The following is a 17,853-nucleotide window of genomic DNA, read 5'->3' on the forward strand; positions in this document are numbered from 1 at the left end:
TGCTCTAACTATCAATGTCATAAAGTTTATACCGAAAAGTGACCCATCTCGCTTTCTTCATGACAAGTGACCCTCCTTGGTTATTGCTCCCCGTAGTGCTAACCTCTCGCATCCTTTGAGGCAGGTGGCTCGCCACAGGAAAACCTCGAATTCCCGATGGCAAAAGGGCTATACTCTGCGCCCGTTGGCTAATTTTAAGACGATTGGTAGTTCTTCCATGCTGAAATGGCTCGTTCGCCTGTTTATTGTCATGATGCTGGGTGCTGTGCTGGGCGTTGCCAGCCTCATCGGTATCTACTTCTATATCAAACCCCAACTGCCCGATGTCACCGCATTGCGTGACGTCAAGCTGGCAACCCCGATGCGGGTTTACAGCCGGGATGGGGAATTGATCGCCCAATATGGCGAAATTCGTCGCATTCCGTTGCGTCTGGACGAAATTCCGCAACCCATGATCGATGCCGTGCTGGCGACCGAAGATGCCCGTTTCTATGAGCACCCGGGCATTGACCCGATTGGTATCATTCGCGCCGCATCGGTGTGGGCTGTCTCCGGCCATGCCCGTCAGGGGGCCAGTACCATCACCCAGCAGGTTGCCCGTAACTTCTTCCTGAGCAATGAGAAGACCATCATCCGCAAGGTCAAGGAGGTCTTCCTGGCCTGGCGGATCGAGCAAAATCTCTCAAAAGACGAGATCCTCGAACTGTACCTCAACAAGATCCCCCTCGGTTATCGCTCCTTCGGGGTCGGTGCTGCGGCGCAGGTCTACTTTGGTAAAGAGGTCAAGGATCTGGGACTGGACGAGATCGCCATCATTGCCGGTCTGCCGAAAGCCCCGTCCATGCTCAACCCCATCCGCTCCCCCGAGCGTGCCTTTGCGCGCCGCAACGTCGTGCTGGGTCGGATGCTGGAAACCGGCAAGATCACCCAGGCCCAGTTTGACGAAGCCTCCAAAATGCCGATCAAGGCCCGTTACCACGGCGCCGAAGTGACCCTGCATGCCCCCTATCTGGGAGAAATGGTGCGCCAGAAGATGGTCGAGCAGTTTGGTGAAGATGCCTACACCATGGGCCTGCATGTCTACACCACCGTCTCTGCCGAACGTCAGCGGGCGGCCAGACAGGCGCTGCTGGATGGCGTCTTTGCCTATGACATGCGCCACGGCTATCGCGGCCCGACGGCGCAGTTGTGGAAAGCGGGTGAAAGCAGCTGGGATTACGAACAGATCGTCGCTCACCTTGGCAAACAGCCCACTTATGATCCGCTGATGGCGGCGGTCGTGACCAAGCTCGGTGACCGCAGCGCAACGCTGGTGCTGAAAAATGGCAAGGAAGCGGAACTGGGCTGGAACGGTATCAAATGGGCTCGCTCATTTATTACCGACGACCGTCAGAGCTACGCCCCGAAATCGGCGCGTGATGTGCTGAAAGTCGGTGCCCAGATCTGGGTACGGGAAGAGGGCGAAGAGCTGCTGCTGGCCCAGATCCCGGATGTGAACGCCGCGCTGGTTGCCATGAACCCGAAAAATGGCGCGCTGGAAGCACTTGTAGGTGGTTTCAGCTTCGAGCTCTCCAAATTCAACCGGGTCGATCAGGCGCGTCGCCAGATTGGTTCCAATATCAAGCCTTTCCTCTATGCCACCGCGCTGGAGCATGGCTATACCCTGGCGTCGCTCATCAACGATGCGCCGATCAACCAGTGGGATCCGTCAAAAGGGCCCATGTGGCAGCCCAAGAACTCCCCGGCTGTCTATGATGGCCCCACCCCGCTGCGTCTGGGTCTGGCCAAGTCCAAGAACGTGATGTCGGTTCGACTGATGCGCGCCATCGGTCTGGATACCTATATCGACGGTCTGACCCGCTTTGGCTTCCCGCGCGACTTTATCTCTCCCCATGAGTCGCTGGCGCTCGGTGCTGCCGAATTCACCCCCCTCGAGGTGGTGCGTGGTTATTCGGTACTGGCCAACGGCGGCTTCCTGGTAACCCCTTACTTCATCGACAAAGTGACCGATAGCCTGGAGAACACCCTCTATCAGGCCAATCCTGCCATCGCTTGCACCAGTTGCGAACAGCCGGCCGCGACCGAGCAGAGCACACTGCCGGAGCCAACTGTTGATGGAGCAGCGCAAGATGGCATGCAGACCCCTCTCGCGCCGACCATAGCCCCACATACTATCAGTGCCCAGAGCGCGTTCCTGATCACCGACACCTTGAGCACCGCAATCTGGGGTGGCAACGGCTGGCGCGGTACTGGCTGGCGTGCAGCACGCGACCTGAAACGTCACGACATCTCCGGTAAAACCGGTACCACCAACGAATCGCGGGATGCCTGGTTCTCCGGCTACACCCCGGATATCGTCGCCACCTCCTGGATCGGTTTTGACAACCATCAGCGTGGCCTTGGCCGTGCCGAGTTTGGCGGTGGTGCCGCGCAGCCTATCTGGATCGACTTTATGAAAGTCGCCCTGAAAAAACTGCCCGAGAACAAGATGCCGGTTCCCGAAGGGATCATGACGGTGAAGATTGACAGCGAAACCGGTCTGCTGGCGACCGGTGGCGGCACCGACGAATACTTCAAGGAAGGTACCGAGCCGACCCGCTACGCAGCACCGAGCTCGGATGGCAATCAGGTCTACGGCGGTGACAACCCCGCAGTGGAAGGGCCTGTCTCTACCGACGATATCTTCTAAGCCGCTCGCGTGGCAGAAGCAAAACCGGCAGCCAGGGCTGCCGGTTTTTTTATTGGGCCAACTGCTTGGTCATCAGCGTGGCTATCGAGGCGGCCAGCTCGTTGAAACAGGGGCGACGCACCGAGTAGTGGCGATAGAGCAGCGAGATGGTGCGTCCCGGCACCGGGTCGACCACTGGCCGATAGCTCACCCCACCCTCATCATGATCGGCAGGTACGGCCAGCTTTGGCACCAGCGTCATGCCGCTACCGGCGGCCACCATGTTGCGCAGGGTCTCCAGACTGGTGCCCTTGAACCGCTGATCCTCACCTATCCCGCCGGCAAAACAGAATCCCATCGCCTGATCCCGCAAGCAGTGGCCATCGGCCAGCATCAGCAACTTCTTGCCCTTGAGATTGCCAAGCGGCACCTGCCTGGCCTGGGCTTCGGGGTGATGGCAAGGCACCGCCAGCCACATCGGCTCGTGGTAGAGCTGGATTGAACCAAACCCCTCCATCCCCGGCATCTCGGCCAGAATGACGCAATCCAGCTCCCCCTCTTCCAGCCGTTTGAGCAGACTTTGGGTCTGCTCCTCGTAGAGGTAGAACTCCAGCTGGGGAAAACGCTCACGCAGGGTCTGGATAATGCGGGGCAACAGATAGGGGCCCACGGTCGGAATAAAACCGATATGGATCTCTCCGGACATCGGTTCGGAGAAGTGCTGACCGATGCTCTTGAGCTCGCGTACCTCCTTGAGCACCCGACGCGCCTGATGGGCCATGGCATCGCCAGCAGGGGTAAACAGTACCTTGCGCGAGGTACGTTCGATCAGAATGACCCCGAGTTCATCCTCAAGCTTGCGCAGCTGACCGCTCAGGGTGGGTTGACTGACAAAGCAACGTTCGGCGGCTTTGCGAAAATGTTTTTCCTCATCCAGCGCCACCAGATATTCGAGATCGCGAAGATTCATACAGCGAGAGTCCTGCCTGGAAAATGGGTCATCAGCATGCACAATATCGTCCAGCGGGACAAGTCATCCGCTCGCAGTGTGCCTCTCTGGCTGCACCGTAAAATAGAAAGCCCGATCACCTCGCGGCAATCGGGCTTGTTTGACTCGCCGATGGATTACACCCTGAAGCGGCGCACCATATCCTGCAGCTGGGTAGCCAGATGGTTCAGCTCGTTGCACGCCTGAGCCATCTGGGTGGCACCGGCAGCCACCTCTTCGGAAGCATGGCTGATATTGACCACGTTGCGGTTGAGCTCTTCGCTCACCGCCCCCTGCTCTTCGGTGGCTGTCGCAATCTGGATGTTCATGTGGGAGATGCTGCTGACCGAGCCACTGATCTGGGAGATGGACTCGCCAGCTTCCCGCGCGGTAGACACCGTGGTGTTCATCAGCTCCTGACTCTGTTGCATGGTACTGCCCGCCTGTTCGGCACGCTGCTGCAACTCGGCAATGATGGTGTTGATCTGGGAGGTGGAGTCCTGAGTGCGCTTGGCCAGCGTACGCACCTCATCGGCTACCACCGCAAAGCCCCGACCCTGTTCACCGGCCCGGGCCGCTTCGATGGCGGCGTTGAGCGCCAGCAGGTTGGTCTGCTCGGCAATGCCGCGGATCACCTCCAGCACCATACCGATATTGCGGCTGTCATCACCCAACTGGCGGATCACCGCTGCGGTGCTCTCGATGGCACCGGCAACCCGTTCAATCCGCTGAATGGAATCATTCACCGTCTTGGCACCAATCTCTGCCGTTTCGCTGGCCGAAGTGGCGGCACTGGCGGCATCACTGGTATTGCGAGAGACCTCCTGAACCGTAGCCTGCATCTCGTTCATCGCCGTCGCCAGCTGGTTCAGCTCATGTTGCTGGGCACTCATGTTGGTGGCTGATTGACGTGCCACCGAGCTCATCTCTTCAGTGGCAGAACTCAATTGCACCACAGAGCCAGAGACTTCACTCACCAGGGTGCGCAGATTGGTCTGCATCTCGCCAAACCCTTTGGCGAGGGTCCCCAGCTCATCGTTATTGAACTGCTGCATGTCGATGCGGGAGGTGAGATCGCCGGAGGAGACCCGGCGAGTCTGCTCCAGCAACGCCATCACCGGGTTGCGGATCTGGCCGGTCAACAGCCAGGCAATCACCACCACAAAGCCCAGCGTCACCAAGCTGACGATAATGCTCATGGTTCTGGAATTGCTATACATGGCTTTAATGTCTTTCACCATCTCATCGGCAATCTCATTATTGATTTCCCGCAGGCGATAAGACTTGGCCCCCACCTCTTCCAGTGCGGCGCGGGTCTCGTTCTTGCGCAAACTTTTGACGCGATCCAGATCGCCAGTAGCAAAGGCACTTAACAACTGGTCATGCACCGCAAAATACTTGGCCCCCGCCGCAACCACCTGCTCATAAACCTGTTTCTCTTCACCAGTAGTGAAAGGTAAAGCACCGTATTTCTGGGCTGCCTGCTCAAACTCCTGCTTGGCCTTGTTGAAGGTTAGAGCTCGTTCACTCACCTCCTGATCATCCTTGTTAAGGCCACCAATTACCTGGGCCAGCTCTGAACGGCGCGCATCCAGCACGGCGACATGCATCTGACTCGCCAGACGAGTAGAAGGCAACAAATTGCCGGTAATGGTCTCGGTATCACTATGGAGCTTTGCTAACTGACTGATGGAGAACCAGGCCAAGCCAAGAACCAGCAAGGCCAGAATGGCAAATCCGGCGCTCAGTTTCTGGCCGATAGACATGTTTTTGAACATATGAGGGCTTCCTTGAAATGAGTCTGCACTCCCGCAACATCCGCCGGGAATGGTCACATAGAGCATAGTCTGCAAGCAGAAAGTCGAAGGCTTTCATATCGCTTCTGCATACAGGAATATCGGCCCATTCACTCCACTTCTAAAGAGACCTTGTCCGTTCACATTCTAATAACTATTCCATCAACTCAAGAAGATGCTGACGCAACCCGGCAGGATCGCCCAAAAAGTCAGCCACTCGCACAGCACTCACCCTACCGTTGTGCATCAACCCAAGGGTGGGATAACCCTGACCGCCCAGCCGTTTCATCCAGCCCTGGCTGGCTGCCAGATGTTGCAGCAAGGGGGCCTGCAGATAAGCTTGCTGGAATGCCTCGGCTGCAATCCCCTGCTCTGCCGCCAGCGTGGCGAGAAATGCCGGCTCACCAATCCAGATCCCGTCCCGATAGTGGGATTGCTGGATCCGGTGCAACATGACCAGCCCATCGCCCCCCAACGCCGTGACGGCCAAAACCGCACGGATCGGCGGCTCGGAGTCCAGCAGACAGCCTTCCCGCAGCAGCAGTTCGTTAAAGTAGCGTTCGCCAAAATGCTGGCCGGTCAGCGCTTCGATCCGCTGATCATGGGGGCGCACATAATCACGCAATGCCTCGCCCATCGGCTGACGGCGACTACCCATCCAGAGACCGCCCGCATGCAGCTCGATCTTGAGTCCGGCAATGGTGGCTGCCGCCTGCAACAGGGGGGCGGCACCGTAGCACCAGCCACAGAGCGGGTCATAGACATAATGGAGGGTGGTTTGTTGTTCGCTCATCTTCATTCTCACTTCAATCTTGGATAAAAAACCGGGCCCTTAGGCCCGGTAAAAAAACACAGGGAAAGCAGGCTCAGTGGCTTACCACTTCATCTCGCCGGTATTGACCTTGGCACCGATGGCCAGACCATCGTCAACCGGCAGTGCCGGATAGGCCTTCTTCAGAGCTTCAATCAGCTCACCGGAATTTTTCGCCTTGGCCAGCTCCTGTTCGAAACGCTCTACATAGTCACGGGTAAAGGTCACAGCGGCAGTGCCTTCTGGCGCAGAGCCCAGGAAGTGGCCCGGCACCACACGCTCGGGTTTCAGGGCCAGCAGGTTATCCAGCGCCTTGACCCAGTTGCTGCGAGCCGCCTTGGTCTGGCTGTCGGCCATCCAGACATGCACCCCGTGGTAAACCGGCACACCACCAAAAGCAGTCTTGATGGAAGGAGCCCAGAGGTAGGCATTCGGGGTATTCATCTCTTTGATTTCAATCTTCTCGCCATCCAGCGTCAGGTGGCTGGCTGTCATCACTTGCGGCACGGTCAGGCTCTTCGGTGCCCCCTTGCCGAGGATCGGGCTCCAGTAGCTCAGTTTGGCATCCTTGGTCTGGTTGATATGGTCAACCACGTGCTGATCGGCCAGCACTTTGACATCCGGGAACGCCGCCATGACAGGCTCCAGACCGAAGTAGAAGTCGGGGTCACCGGCACTGATATAGACAGTGGTCAGCTTCTTGCCACTCTTCTTGATCATATCGACCAGCGCCTGACCATTTTGCACATCGAATTGGGCATCGATCAGGATGGCCTCTTTGTCACCGGTCACCAGTGAGGAGGAGACCGGGAAGATCGCCTTCTCGCCAGGGTTGTAGACGGTCACGCTCAGGGGGGCGGCCAGTACGGCGCCACTCAACAGGGTGGTAGCCAGAGTCAGGTTGCGGATCAGGGTGTTGTTCATCATCTATTCCTCATTAAGTATTCGGGGGTTCATTTGATGGACACAGTGTATTGGATCGCCTAAGTTGCAAATACAGCGTAAAAAGCGCATCACTGTTGCATATATCGAACATATAGAGAGCCATAGATGGATCGACTGACCGCATTGCGGGTCTTCGTCAGCGTTGTCGAGCAGGGGAGTCTGAGCGGCGCCGGAGAGAAACTGGATATGTCGCGCGCCATGGTGTCGCGCTATCTGGCCGAGCTGGAGAGCTGGATGGGCGCCCGCCTGCTGCACCGCACCACCCGCCGTCTGAGCCTGACCGGGCCGGGAGAAGAGGCACTGAACCGGGCCCGCGCCATGCTGGCGCTCGGCGAGGAGATGGAGCAGATCGCCGTGAAGAGCGATGACGCCCCCAAGGGGCAACTGCGGATCACCAGCAGCTACTCCCTGTCAGAAGCGCTGCTGGTCGGGGCCGCCAACGACTATCTGGCACAATACCCGGGAACGGCCATCGATATCCTGTTACTCGACAGAACCGTCAATCTGGTGGAGGAGCGGATCGATCTGGCGGTGCGCATCACCAACGACCTCGACCCCAATCTGGTGGCACGCCGTCTTGGCACCTGCCACTCGGTGGTCTGTGCCAGCCCGGCCTATCTGGCCAGCCACCCGATGCCGCACAAGGTGCAGGATCTGGCGCTGCACAACTGCCTCACCTACACCTACTTCGGCAAAAGCCTGTGGGAGTTCAATGGGCCGGATGGCCCCGAGTCGGTGCCGGTCAGCGGCAACCTGAGCGCCAACATCTCCAACCTGCTGCTGGAGGCGACGCTCGGCGGCACCGGGATCAGCCTGCAGCCGCTCTACTCGGCCCAGCCCTATCTGGAGCGGGGAGAGTTGGTGCCCCTGCTGACCGACTGGCAACCGAAGCGACTCGGGATCTACGGGGTCTATGCCACCCGCAAACAGATGTCACCGCTGCTGCGCAGCTTCCTCGACTTTCTGCTGGCCCGCATGGCGGCCGATCCCGTCTGGCAGGAGGTGAGTCCTCCTCACAGCCGAAAATGAAGAAGGGGCCGCTGCGGGCCCCTTCTTCATCTTCATCCGTTGATCAGGCTTCAAAACCGAATGGTTCTGAGTGCGGTGCTTCCTGCTGCGCACTCTCGTCGAGGAAAATATCCCGATAAGCCACATAGATGGAGTAGTTGAGCGCCGGGATCACCACCAGCAGACCCACCAGCAGCAGCGCCGCGCCAAACAGCAGCAACATGGCTGAGAGCAGCCCCCACCAGAAGAAGGGCCACATATTGCGCCAGCAGCCGAAGAAGCTCAGGCGCACCGCCTGGATGATGCCGATATCGTGGTAGTAGATCAGCGCAGGAGCAAAGGTGACCCCCATCAGCACGGGAACAATGAGCAGCATCCCCACCAGTAACACCAGCAGCAGTTGCTGCAACTGACTCGCAGAGACCACCATGCTCTCGGGATCCTGAGTCAGCAGCGGGAGCAGCCCCCACATGGAGAGCAGACCGAGACAGACGAGGCCCACCAGGCTGAACAGCAGCAACACCAGCAGACCGCCGAGCATCAGCGGGGTCAACTTGTGGCGAAAACCGGCAAAAAGATCGGCAAACTGCAGCGGCTCGCCCCGATAGCCCCGTGCGGCGACCGCCACCCAACCCGCGCCCCACACCATGTAAAGCAACTGGGAGATGAGGCCACCCGCCGGCAGTTGCTCCAGCAGCATGCCCACCATAAACCAGACCAGCACCATGGCCACGCTGATCCCCATCCCCTTGTTGAAGATATCGAACCCGCTGCGAACCCAGACCCAGCCACGACCTGTCGTGTGCCGGGCTGGTGTGGTGCGCAAAGGGGGTAATCCGTTCATATCGTCTCCTCGGAGTGTCGGTGGCATCAGTGCCGGAAGCCGATTCTAGAGCCAGGACGGGGGCGACTCAATGGCGACGCGGCCCCGTCACGACATAAAACCTGACGCAGCGATGCACAAAAGGGGCGTCAGCCACGCCCCGCCTCTGGCTGCCCCGACCATAACAAGGCACAATCTGCCCCCTTCCCCGGCCGCCACTGTCGTGGCCACCCTCTAGTGGTTGTGGTCAACTAGTGCCAGACAGGGGGCTGTTGTCCCGCCATCCCGGGCGTTTTAACATCGCGTGGTATCGTCATGAGAGTTGTTTGTTGTCTGTTGTTGTTACTGGCCAGCCAGTCAGCCCTGGCCGAAGGGTTTATCAGTCGCCTGCTGAACCATCCGGTGCCGGGTGGCGTTGCGGTGATCCCTCTTGGCGCATCCGCCACTGCGCCCACGGCCCGCTATCACGACAAACCTGTGCTGGTAGTGCATGAAGACAAGCAGTGGATCGCTATCGTCGGCATCTCTCTCAAAAACCCGCTTGGGGCCCAGCAACTGACTACCGGTGATGGCCGTACTCTCGGCTTCACCGTCACCCCCAAGCACTACCGCGAGCAGCACATCAAGCTCAAGAACAGCCGTCAGGTCAATCCGCTCGCCGAGGATATGACCCGCATCAACCGCGAGCTGGCGGAGCAGACCCGCGCCTACCAGACCTTCAGCCCCAACCAGCCGAGCAACCTGATGTTCGACAAGCCGGTCAACGGCCCCCTCTCCAGCCCGTTTGGCCTGCGTCGCTTCTTCAATGGCGAGGAGCGCAATCCCCACTCCGGCCTCGACTTCGCCGTGGGCGCCGGCACCCCGATCAAATCCCCCGCCGCCGGCAAGGTGATCCTGATCGGCAACTACTTCTTCAACGGCAACACCGTCTTTGTCGACCACGGTCAGGGGCTCATTAGCATGTTCTGCCACATGTCGAAGATCGATGTGAAGCTCGGCCAGAGTCTGCCGCGCGGTGGCATCGTCGGGCGAGTCGGTTCGACCGGCCGCGCTACCGGCCCCCATATGCACTGGAACGTCAGCCTCAACGACACCCGGGTCGATCCCGCCATCTTTATCGGTGCCTTCAAGCCCTGAATCTGTCCCGCCCGTTAACAAGACAGGCAGCCCATGGCTGCCTGTCTGCTATCTGCACGTCGTTCCTGATTGTCTATCCGGCCAGTGCGTGGGCGCCAGACTCCCGACGCATCGCCCGCCACATCACCAGCACCAGCAAGGAGCTGCATGTCGGCAACGCCAGCCAGACGCCGGGCACACCCCACAGGGTCGAGAATCCCCACAAGAAACCGCCGATCAACACCAGCTTGCCGCCGGTGAGCAGGGAGGCGATACGGGCCCGATTGATGGCCTGGAAATAAGTGGCCCCCACCAGCAGCAAGCCCTCCATCGGCAGCCCCCAGAAGTAGAGCCAGATCCCGAGACTTGCCACCGGCAGCAGGGTGGCGTTGTCCCCGGCAAACAGATAGACCGCCGCCTCCGGCCACAGATAGAGCGGGATCATGGCGCACAGGGCGATCCCCAGCGTCACCCCGAGCGCCAGGTTGCGCACCCGCAGCACCCGCTGCCAGTGACCGGCACCCGCGTTGAAGCTGGCGATGGGCTGGATACCCATGGCGATCCCCTCGAACACCAAGTAGAAGAAAGCCTCGGTGTAGCTGATCACCCCGTAGGCGGCCACATGCAGCGACGTGCCCACCGCCAGCAGCGCCTTGTTGTGCAGCGCCAGCACCACCGAGAGGTAGAGGTACATCAGAAAACTCGATACCCCGAGGCGCACCGTCTCGCCCATCAACCGCAGATCGGGGCGCAGGGTGTCCCAGCTGATCCGCAGTTGGCTGCGCGGTGTGAAGAAGTGCCACAGGCAAGCGAGGCCCGTCACCGCCTGGGAGAGCATGGTGGCCGTCGCCACCCCGGCCAGCCCGAACGGGAACACCACCATCAGCAGATAGTCGAGCAGCACATTGAGCAGCCCCCCGACCACCATGATGATGGTGACAAAGCCGGGGCGGCCATCGTTGCGCAGCAGCGAGCTGAACGCCATCGACAGCACAGCAAAGACGCCGAGCCAGGCGTAAGCCTGCAGGTAGGCGAGCCCGGCAGTGAAGATCTCCCCCTCCGCCCCCATCCAGGCCAGCATCGGCTCGCCATAGCGGATCCCGATAACGCTGAGCAGCAGCGATGTCAGCAGCACCATCACCAGCGCATTGCCGACGATATGGCGAGCTTTGGCCGGGTTGCCCTGGCCCAGATAGAAGGAGACCAGCGATGAAGCCCCCATGCCGATCAGCGCCCCCACCGCATAGAGCACGGCGCAGATGGGGTAGGCCAGCATCAGACCGGCCATGCCATCCTGACCCAGCACATGGCCAACGAAGATGCCATCGATGGTGACATAGATGCCGGTGATCAGCATGGCGGCCACGGTCGGGGTTACGTAACGCCAGAAAAGGCGAGATAGCGGGGCTGTGCCCAGATCAACAGCTGACATATTCAACCCGGTGGAGAGAGAGCGGCCGGATCATAGCGAAACGGCAGCATGACTTCCTGTTATTTGTGTTATGAATCATTAATATGGACTGCTTTACCCGCCTCCCTGCCCTGTTTTAGGCTAGGGCCACCTCTTCTGAACGGAAACGAGCCTCATGTTGCAACGCCTGCTCACCCTCTTGCTGCTCTCCCTTATCTTGTTGCCGCCAGCCGTGCGCGCCGACGATGCCATTGACCAAATCGAAGCGTTGCTACAGAGCGTGCCAAAGAGCGACACCCCGGAAAACCAGAAGCTGCGGGAGAGTTACCAGCAGGCGCTGCAATTTGCCAGAGAGGCCGAGCGCTACCGGGAGCAGAGCAAGGCCTATCAGCAGATCCTCATCGATTACCCCAAGGAGTCAGCGCGCCTCAAGGAGAGCCTGCACAACTATCAGCCCGCCGATCGCCCGCCGCTGACGAGCCTCAAGGAGGAGGCGCTGCGTCAGGCCATTGGCCTCAGCAGCAACCGCCAGCTCAACCTGCGCAAGGAGCGGCAGGGGGTGATGGACAGCCTCAACCAGCTGGAAAGCACCGGGCAGGAGTACCACCTACGGGTGGATGATCTGCGCAAACAGCTGCAACTGACCCGCAGCCAGCTGGAGCGGCTGAGCTTCAGCAGCGAATCGGATCGCCAGCAGGAGGCCCAACTGCTGCTGACCAGAATGAAGGAGCAGAGTCTCTCCGACCGGATCCAGATGCTGGAGCTGGAGCAGCTCTCGGCCCAGCAGCGCAACGATCTCGGCAAGCTGAAGCTGCAGGAGCTCAATCTGGCCATCGCCGATGAGGATGAGTGGCAAGCCAGCCTGCTGACCCAGCAGAACCAGCTGCGGCGGGAGAAGACCGAGCAGGCACTGGAGGAGAGCGAGCGGCTGCGCAAACAGCTCACCACCGACATGCCGCTGCTGCTGGAACAGCAACAACAGAATCAGGCGCTCTCGATCCAGCTCGGCACGCTGGAGGATCAGATTGAGCGGGTGCAGGACGAGCAGCGCAGTGTCGACAAGAATCTGTTTGAACTGAATGAGCTGGTCAACTCGGTGCGCGAACAGCTGGAGTGGCTGCAGATCAGCAACGCCTACGGCGAGAACCTGCGCAGCAAACTCTCCGATCTGCCCCCCCTGTTCCCCCTCGACAAGCTGGAGTCCGCCATCGTCAACGCCCGCATGGCCAAGTACCAGTACGAGAGCGAGCAGGATGGCCTCAAGGATACCCGTCTGTTGCGCGACAAGCTGCTGGCCGAAGAAGAGGTGACACTGGATCGCCCGCAATTGTCGGTGCTCGACAACCTGCTCAAGGCCCGTCGCCAGCTGCTGACCCGGCTCAACGACGCCTCCGATACCCTGATCCAGGAGCAGACCCGACTCAAGCTGCTCTACAGCCGCCAGAACAGCAAGATCGACGAGATCCGCGAAATAAGCGCCAGCCACCTGTTCTGGATGCCGGATGTGCGTCCCTTTACCCCACAGGTGATGCTCGGCATTCCCGCCGCGCTGACGCTGGCCTTCAACCCGGACAACTGGTTGCAACTGCCCTATGCCATCGCAGAGAACAACCCGCTGAGCCTCACTCTGGCCGGTATTGGTCTGCTGGTGCTGGCCTGGAGCTGGTTCAAACTGGCCCGTCATCTGAACCAGTATTGCGACCATATTGCACCGCGGATCGGCAAGGTGACCCAGGACAAATTCAGCCTCACCAGCCGCTTGCTGCTGCGCTCCCTGCTCGCCTCGCTCCCCTTGCCCGCCATGGTGCTGATGGTGCGCGGCCTGCTCGAAGGGGCCTGGCAATATCCGTTTGCTGTGGCGATAGCACGTGGCCTTGGCGAGATCTGGTTTCTGTTGCTGGCGCTGGTGATGGCCCGCCATCTGACCCTGGAAAAAGGGATCCTGATCCACCACTTCCGCTGGCCAAAAGAGCGGGTGCAGCAGGTTTGGAACCAGTTCCGCACCCTGCTGCTGGTGCTGATCCCGAGCTTCTTCGTACAAGGGATGGCGAACAGCTATCAGGAGCACGCCTTTTACGACTCCCTCGGCCGGATGGCCTTCATGATCGGCGCCCTCTGGCTGCTCCTTTTCTTCGCCCGCCTCAACCGGGAGCGGCTGCCGCTCACCTGGGGCCAGAGCGACATGACCAAGCCCCACCTGCTGCACCACTTCATCTGGAACAGCCTGATGCTGGCACCACTGCTGGCGGTGATCGGCGCCCTGTTTGGCTACTTCTATACCTCGCGTATCCTGCTGCGCCAGCTGGAGCTGAGCCTGCTGATGGGGCTGGGTTGCCTGCTGGTCTACTATCTGGCCAGACGCTGGATGCTGATCCAGCGACGCCGCCTCGCCTTCGAGCGCGCCAAGAGCAAACGGGCCGAGATCCTGGCCCAGCGTGGTCGTGACGACAATCAGGAAGAGCTGAGTTCGGAGATCCCCGATGTGGTGGAAGAGACCGAGCTGGATCTCGATACCATCAGCGCCCAGTCGCTGGGACTGGTACGTACCCTGCTGATGCTGGGCTTCACCATGCTGGTGGTGGTGCAATGGTCGGATCTCAACTCAGCGTTCAGCTTCCTCAGCAATATCGAGGTGTGGCAGGTGAGCAGCAAGATTGGCGGCATCGAGCAGCTCTCGGCCATCACCTTGCAGGATCTGATGCTGACCGCCTTCGTCTTTATCCTGACCGTGGTGACAGCCCGCAACCTGCCGGGGCTGATGGAGCTGACCCTGCTGCAACATCTGAGCCTCTCCCCGGGAACCGGCTTTGCCCTTACCACCACCAGCAAGTATCTGGTGATCCTGATCGGCGCCCTCACCGGCTTCTCCATGCTTGGCATCGACTGGTCGAAGACCCAGTGGCTGGTCGCCGCCCTCTCGGTGGGGCTGGGTTTCGGCCTGCAGGAGATCTTCGCCAACTTTGTCTCCGGCCTCATCATCCTGTTTGAAAAGCCGATCCGGCTCGGTGACACTGTCACCATCCGCGATCTCACCGGCACCGTCACCAAGATCAAAACCCGGGCGACCACCATAGTGGATTGGGATCGCAAGGAGATCATCGTGCCCAACAAGGCCTTCATCACCGAGCAGTTCATCAACTGGTCGCTCTCCGATGCCATCACCCGGGTCAAACTGCGGATCCGTATCGGCCTGACCCGGGATCCGAAACTGGTACAGCGCATTCTGGAAGAGTCCATCCAGGCATCGACCCTGGTGCTGGAGACGCCGACGCCCGAGGTGTTCCTGATCGAATTTACCGACTCGGCACTGATCTACGAGATCCGCCTCTACGTCAACAACATGGATCACCGGATGCCCATCACCCACGAGGTTCACTCGCTGGTGCTGGAGAAGATGCAGCAACAGGGGCTTACCCTGCCCCATCAACAGATCGACATTCACCTGAGCCGCGGCTGACCCGCGAGGTAGAAGGAGCAGAACATGCAGATTATTGCCCACCGTGGCGCCAGCGGTCTGGCACCGGAGAACACCCTCAAGGCGATGGCCAAAGCGCTGGAGCTGGGAGCGCCCGCCATCGAGATCGACGTACAGGCGGCCGATGGCGAGTTGTGGGTCTTTCACGACCGGCGGCTGGAGCGCTGCACCAACGGTAAGGGAGTATTAACCGAGCAATCGCGTTCCTATCTGGAGCAGCTCGATGCCGGTGAGGGAGAGGTGATCCCGACCCTGTGGCAGGTGATGGAGATCATCGCCGGACGCTGCGAGCTGCATATCGAGCTCAAGGGCGCCCATACCGCCGACGCGGTGGCAACCCTGACCCGACGGGCAGAAGCCGAGCTTGGTTTTACCCCCGAGCAGTGGGTGGTCTCCTCCTTCCATCACCCGGAGCTGGCCCGCTTTGCCACCTTGCGGTCCGATATCCGGCTCGGCGCCCTGACCGCCAACCTGCCGCTCAACCTGGCGCAGTTTGCCGACGAGCTGGGAGCCTGGTCACTCAACTGCGACGTGGATTTTGTGGATCAATCGCTGGTTGCAGATGCCCATCGCCGCGGGCTCAAGGTACTGGTTTATACCGTTGATTACCCTGAGGATTATGAAAAGATCGCCAGCATGGGGGTCGATGGAATCTTTACCAATCGACCGGATCGCTTTCTGGCGCAGTGAGTGGGCGATACGCGTATGGATAACCACTGATTTAGGCACTAACTTTAAATAGCTGACCGGGATACAAAGAGTTCAACTTCAGCCGATAAGAACAGGCTCATAACAATAACTAGTTTCCAACACTCAGACTGACGCTCACAAGGATGTAATTATGAACTTATCCATTAAAAACAAGCTGGTCCTGGCTATAGGTATCATCATTCTGGTGATCACCGGCCTGCAGGTCTGGTACAACACCTCGCAACTGCGCAGCGAAACCCAGCGACTGGTCTGGAACATCATCGACGAGAGCTCGATGGCCAACGTCAAGGGGATCTCCCGTTGGGTCGACTCCCGCATCAGCATGGTCAGCACCACCAAGGAAGCATTCACCAAAGAAGATGAGCCCATCAGTCATCTGGCCCAGTCCATGAATGCCGGTGGCTTCGACCTGGTCTATGCCGGCACCGCAGACGGCAAGATGATCCAGAGTAAACCCACCAACCTGCCTGCCGGTTATGATCCCCGTCAACGTCCCTGGTACAAGGATGCGATGGCAGCAGGCAAGCTGGTCATCACCGCGCCCTATGCCGATATCTCCACCGGCCAGCTGATCGTCACCATCGCCGAGCCGTTCCAGCGTGGCAACACCCAGGGGGTCATCGCCGGAGACGTCTCTATCAGCGCCCTTATCTCGGACATTCTGGCGGTTACCACCGAGGGCACTTACGCCATGCTGGTCGACAGCAACGGCACCATCATTGCGCACCCCGATGCCTCCATGAGCCTGAAACCCGCAACCGCGCTGGCCCCTGAGTTGACCGCATCCTACATCAACCAGATCGCCCATGACGGCATGATCAATGAGCTAATGATCAGCGGCAAGAAAGAGGTCTTTGACTTCAACGCGATCCCCAATACCAACTGGTATTACGGCATGATGGTGGATGACGAAACCGCCTACCAGTCGGTACGCAGCATGGTCACCTCCTCCCTCATTCAGGGGCTCATCACCATACTGATCGTGGCTGGCTTCTCCTATGTCGCCATCAACGGCTCGCTGGCCCCCCTGAAAACCCTGGGCGAGGCGATAGCCGATCTCTCCCGTGGCAACGGCGATTTGACCCGCCGCATCAAGATCGAACGTGAAGATGAGGTGGGCGCGGTTGCCAAGCACGTCAATACCTTCATCGACCGCATCCATGTGATGGTGCAGGATATTTCCAACTCCTCCGGCCAACTCAACCAGCAGGCCAAGTCCTCCCACAGCATGGCGGAGAAGGCCAATCAGGGGCTGGCACGCCAGCAAAACGAGATCTCCCAGATCGCCACTGCGGTGCACGAGATGTCCGCCACCGCGATCGAGGTTGCCAGCAACGCCGAGCAGACCGCCGAAGCGGCCCGCAGCTCTTCCAGCAGTTGTGAGCATGGCAAACAGGTGATCGCCCGTAACCAGCGCTCCATCACCGATCTGGCCACCCAGGTGGAGCAGGCCTCCAACATCATTCAGGAACTGGAGAAGAACGCCCAGGAGATCAACACCATCCTCTCCACCATTCAGGGCATCGCCGAGCAGACCAACCTGCTGGCGCTCAACGCCGCCATCGAAGCGGCCCGTGCCGGTGAACAGGGCCGTGGTTTCGCGGTGGTGGCCGATGAAGTGCGCGTCTTGTCACAGCGCACCCACAGCTCGACTGTCGAGATCCGCAGCATGATCGAAACCCTGCAGCGCAATACCCAGGGTGCGGTCAGCACCATGCACGAAGGCCAGCAGTTGGCCCAGAACAGCGTGGATGACGCCAACAACGCCACCCATGCGCTGGAACAGATCACCACCTCGATCAACCAGATCTCCGACATGGCGACCCAGATCTCCAGCGCAGCCGAAGAGCAGCGGGCCGTCACCGACGAGGTAAGCCGCAACATTCAGGCGGTCAAAGATGTCTCGGACGAACTGGCAGTGGATGCAGACAGTTCGCGCCATCTCTCTGAACAACTTAAAAATATTTCGGGTGAACTGAGCAATCAGGTCGGCATGTTCCGCATTTGAGCATGAGTAAAAGGGGCCGCACAGGCCCCTTTTATTTTTCTAAATAGCGCTTAATTTTCAGTAATTAATCTCACAATACCCGCCAAATCCCCG

At 59.6% G+C, this 17,853-nt stretch carries 12 protein-coding genes; 6 read left to right on the plus strand and 6 right to left on the minus strand.

The window, feature by feature from the left end; genetic code table 11:
* Window positions 1-217 precede the first annotated feature (217 nt).
* A complete protein-coding gene (locus I6G90_RS10655) occupies window positions 218-2,689 on the plus strand; it encodes a penicillin-binding protein 1A (RefSeq protein WP_197927412.1) in 2,472 nt (823 codons plus the stop codon).
* A 49-nt stretch (window positions 2,690-2,738) separates the two neighbouring features.
* On the opposite strand, the gene oxyR is transcribed toward I6G90_RS10655, so the two are convergent.
* The 4 genes from oxyR to I6G90_RS10675 form a co-directional block, all read right to left on the minus strand.
* Complete coding sequence (gene oxyR, locus I6G90_RS10660) at window positions 2,739-3,638, minus strand: DNA-binding transcriptional regulator OxyR (RefSeq protein ID WP_043822299.1); 900 nt, start codon at window positions 3,636-3,638, stop codon at window positions 2,739-2,741.
* Between the two features lie 155 nt (window positions 3,639-3,793).
* On the minus strand, window positions 3,794-5,434 hold the full coding sequence (locus I6G90_RS10665) for a methyl-accepting chemotaxis protein (RefSeq protein ID WP_197927414.1): 1,641 nt from the start codon (window positions 5,432-5,434) through the stop codon (window positions 3,794-3,796).
* 172 nt (window positions 5,435-5,606) lie between these two features.
* Complete coding sequence (locus I6G90_RS10670; RefSeq protein ID WP_197927416.1) at window positions 5,607-6,251, minus strand: DsbA family protein; 645 nt, start codon at window positions 6,249-6,251, stop codon at window positions 5,607-5,609.
* A gap of 75 nt (window positions 6,252-6,326) precedes the next feature.
* Window positions 6,327-7,187: a Vmh family MBL fold metallo-hydrolase gene (locus I6G90_RS10675; RefSeq protein WP_197927418.1), complete on the minus strand. Its 861-nt coding sequence runs from the start codon at window positions 7,185-7,187 to the stop codon at window positions 6,327-6,329.
* Window positions 7,188-7,313: 126 nt separating this feature from the next.
* On the opposite strand from I6G90_RS10675, the gene I6G90_RS10680 reads away from it, so the two are divergent.
* Window positions 7,314-8,237, plus strand: a complete 924-nt coding sequence (locus I6G90_RS10680; protein ID WP_197927420.1) for a LysR family transcriptional regulator — start codon at window positions 7,314-7,316, stop codon at window positions 8,235-8,237.
* Between the two features lie 43 nt (window positions 8,238-8,280).
* Here the strand turns inward: I6G90_RS10680 and I6G90_RS10685 are convergent, their stop codons facing one another.
* Entirely contained in the window at window positions 8,281-9,060 is a 780-nt protein-coding gene (locus I6G90_RS10685; protein WP_197927422.1) for a BPSS1780 family membrane protein, read from the minus strand.
* Window positions 9,061-9,354: 294 nt separating this feature from the next.
* Here I6G90_RS10685 and I6G90_RS10690 point away from each other — a divergent pair, with 294 nt between their 5' ends.
* Window positions 9,355-10,176 (plus strand): peptidoglycan DD-metalloendopeptidase family protein, encoded by an 822-nt coding sequence (locus tag I6G90_RS10690; RefSeq protein WP_197927424.1) that lies wholly within the window; start codon window positions 9,355-9,357, stop codon window positions 10,174-10,176.
* 73 nt (window positions 10,177-10,249) lie between these two features.
* Here I6G90_RS10690 and I6G90_RS10695 read toward each other — a convergent pair whose 3' ends face one another.
* Window positions 10,250-11,587, minus strand: coding sequence for an MATE family efflux transporter (locus tag I6G90_RS10695; RefSeq protein WP_197927426.1), 1,338 nt, complete (start codon window positions 11,585-11,587; stop codon window positions 10,250-10,252).
* A 154-nt stretch (window positions 11,588-11,741) separates the two neighbouring features.
* Here I6G90_RS10695 and mscM point away from each other — a divergent pair, with 154 nt between their 5' ends.
* From mscM to I6G90_RS10710, 3 genes are all read left to right on the plus strand, one after another.
* Complete coding sequence (mscM, locus tag I6G90_RS10700) at window positions 11,742-15,023, plus strand: miniconductance mechanosensitive channel MscM (protein ID WP_197927428.1); 3,282 nt, start codon at window positions 11,742-11,744, stop codon at window positions 15,021-15,023.
* A 24-nt stretch (window positions 15,024-15,047) separates the two neighbouring features.
* Window positions 15,048-15,731 carry a glycerophosphodiester phosphodiesterase gene (locus tag I6G90_RS10705; RefSeq protein ID WP_197927430.1) on the plus strand — a complete coding sequence of 228 codons (684 nt, stop codon included), beginning with the start codon at window positions 15,048-15,050 and terminating at the stop codon, window positions 15,729-15,731.
* A 151-nt stretch (window positions 15,732-15,882) separates the two neighbouring features.
* Window positions 15,883-17,760, plus strand: a complete 1,878-nt coding sequence (locus I6G90_RS10710; RefSeq protein ID WP_111805342.1) for a methyl-accepting chemotaxis protein — start codon at window positions 15,883-15,885, stop codon at window positions 17,758-17,760.
* Window positions 17,761-17,853: the final 93 nt, after the last annotated feature.

Source organism: Aeromonas allosaccharophila (assembly GCF_016026615.1).
Lineage (GTDB): Bacteria > Pseudomonadota > Gammaproteobacteria > Enterobacterales > Aeromonadaceae > Aeromonas > Aeromonas allosaccharophila.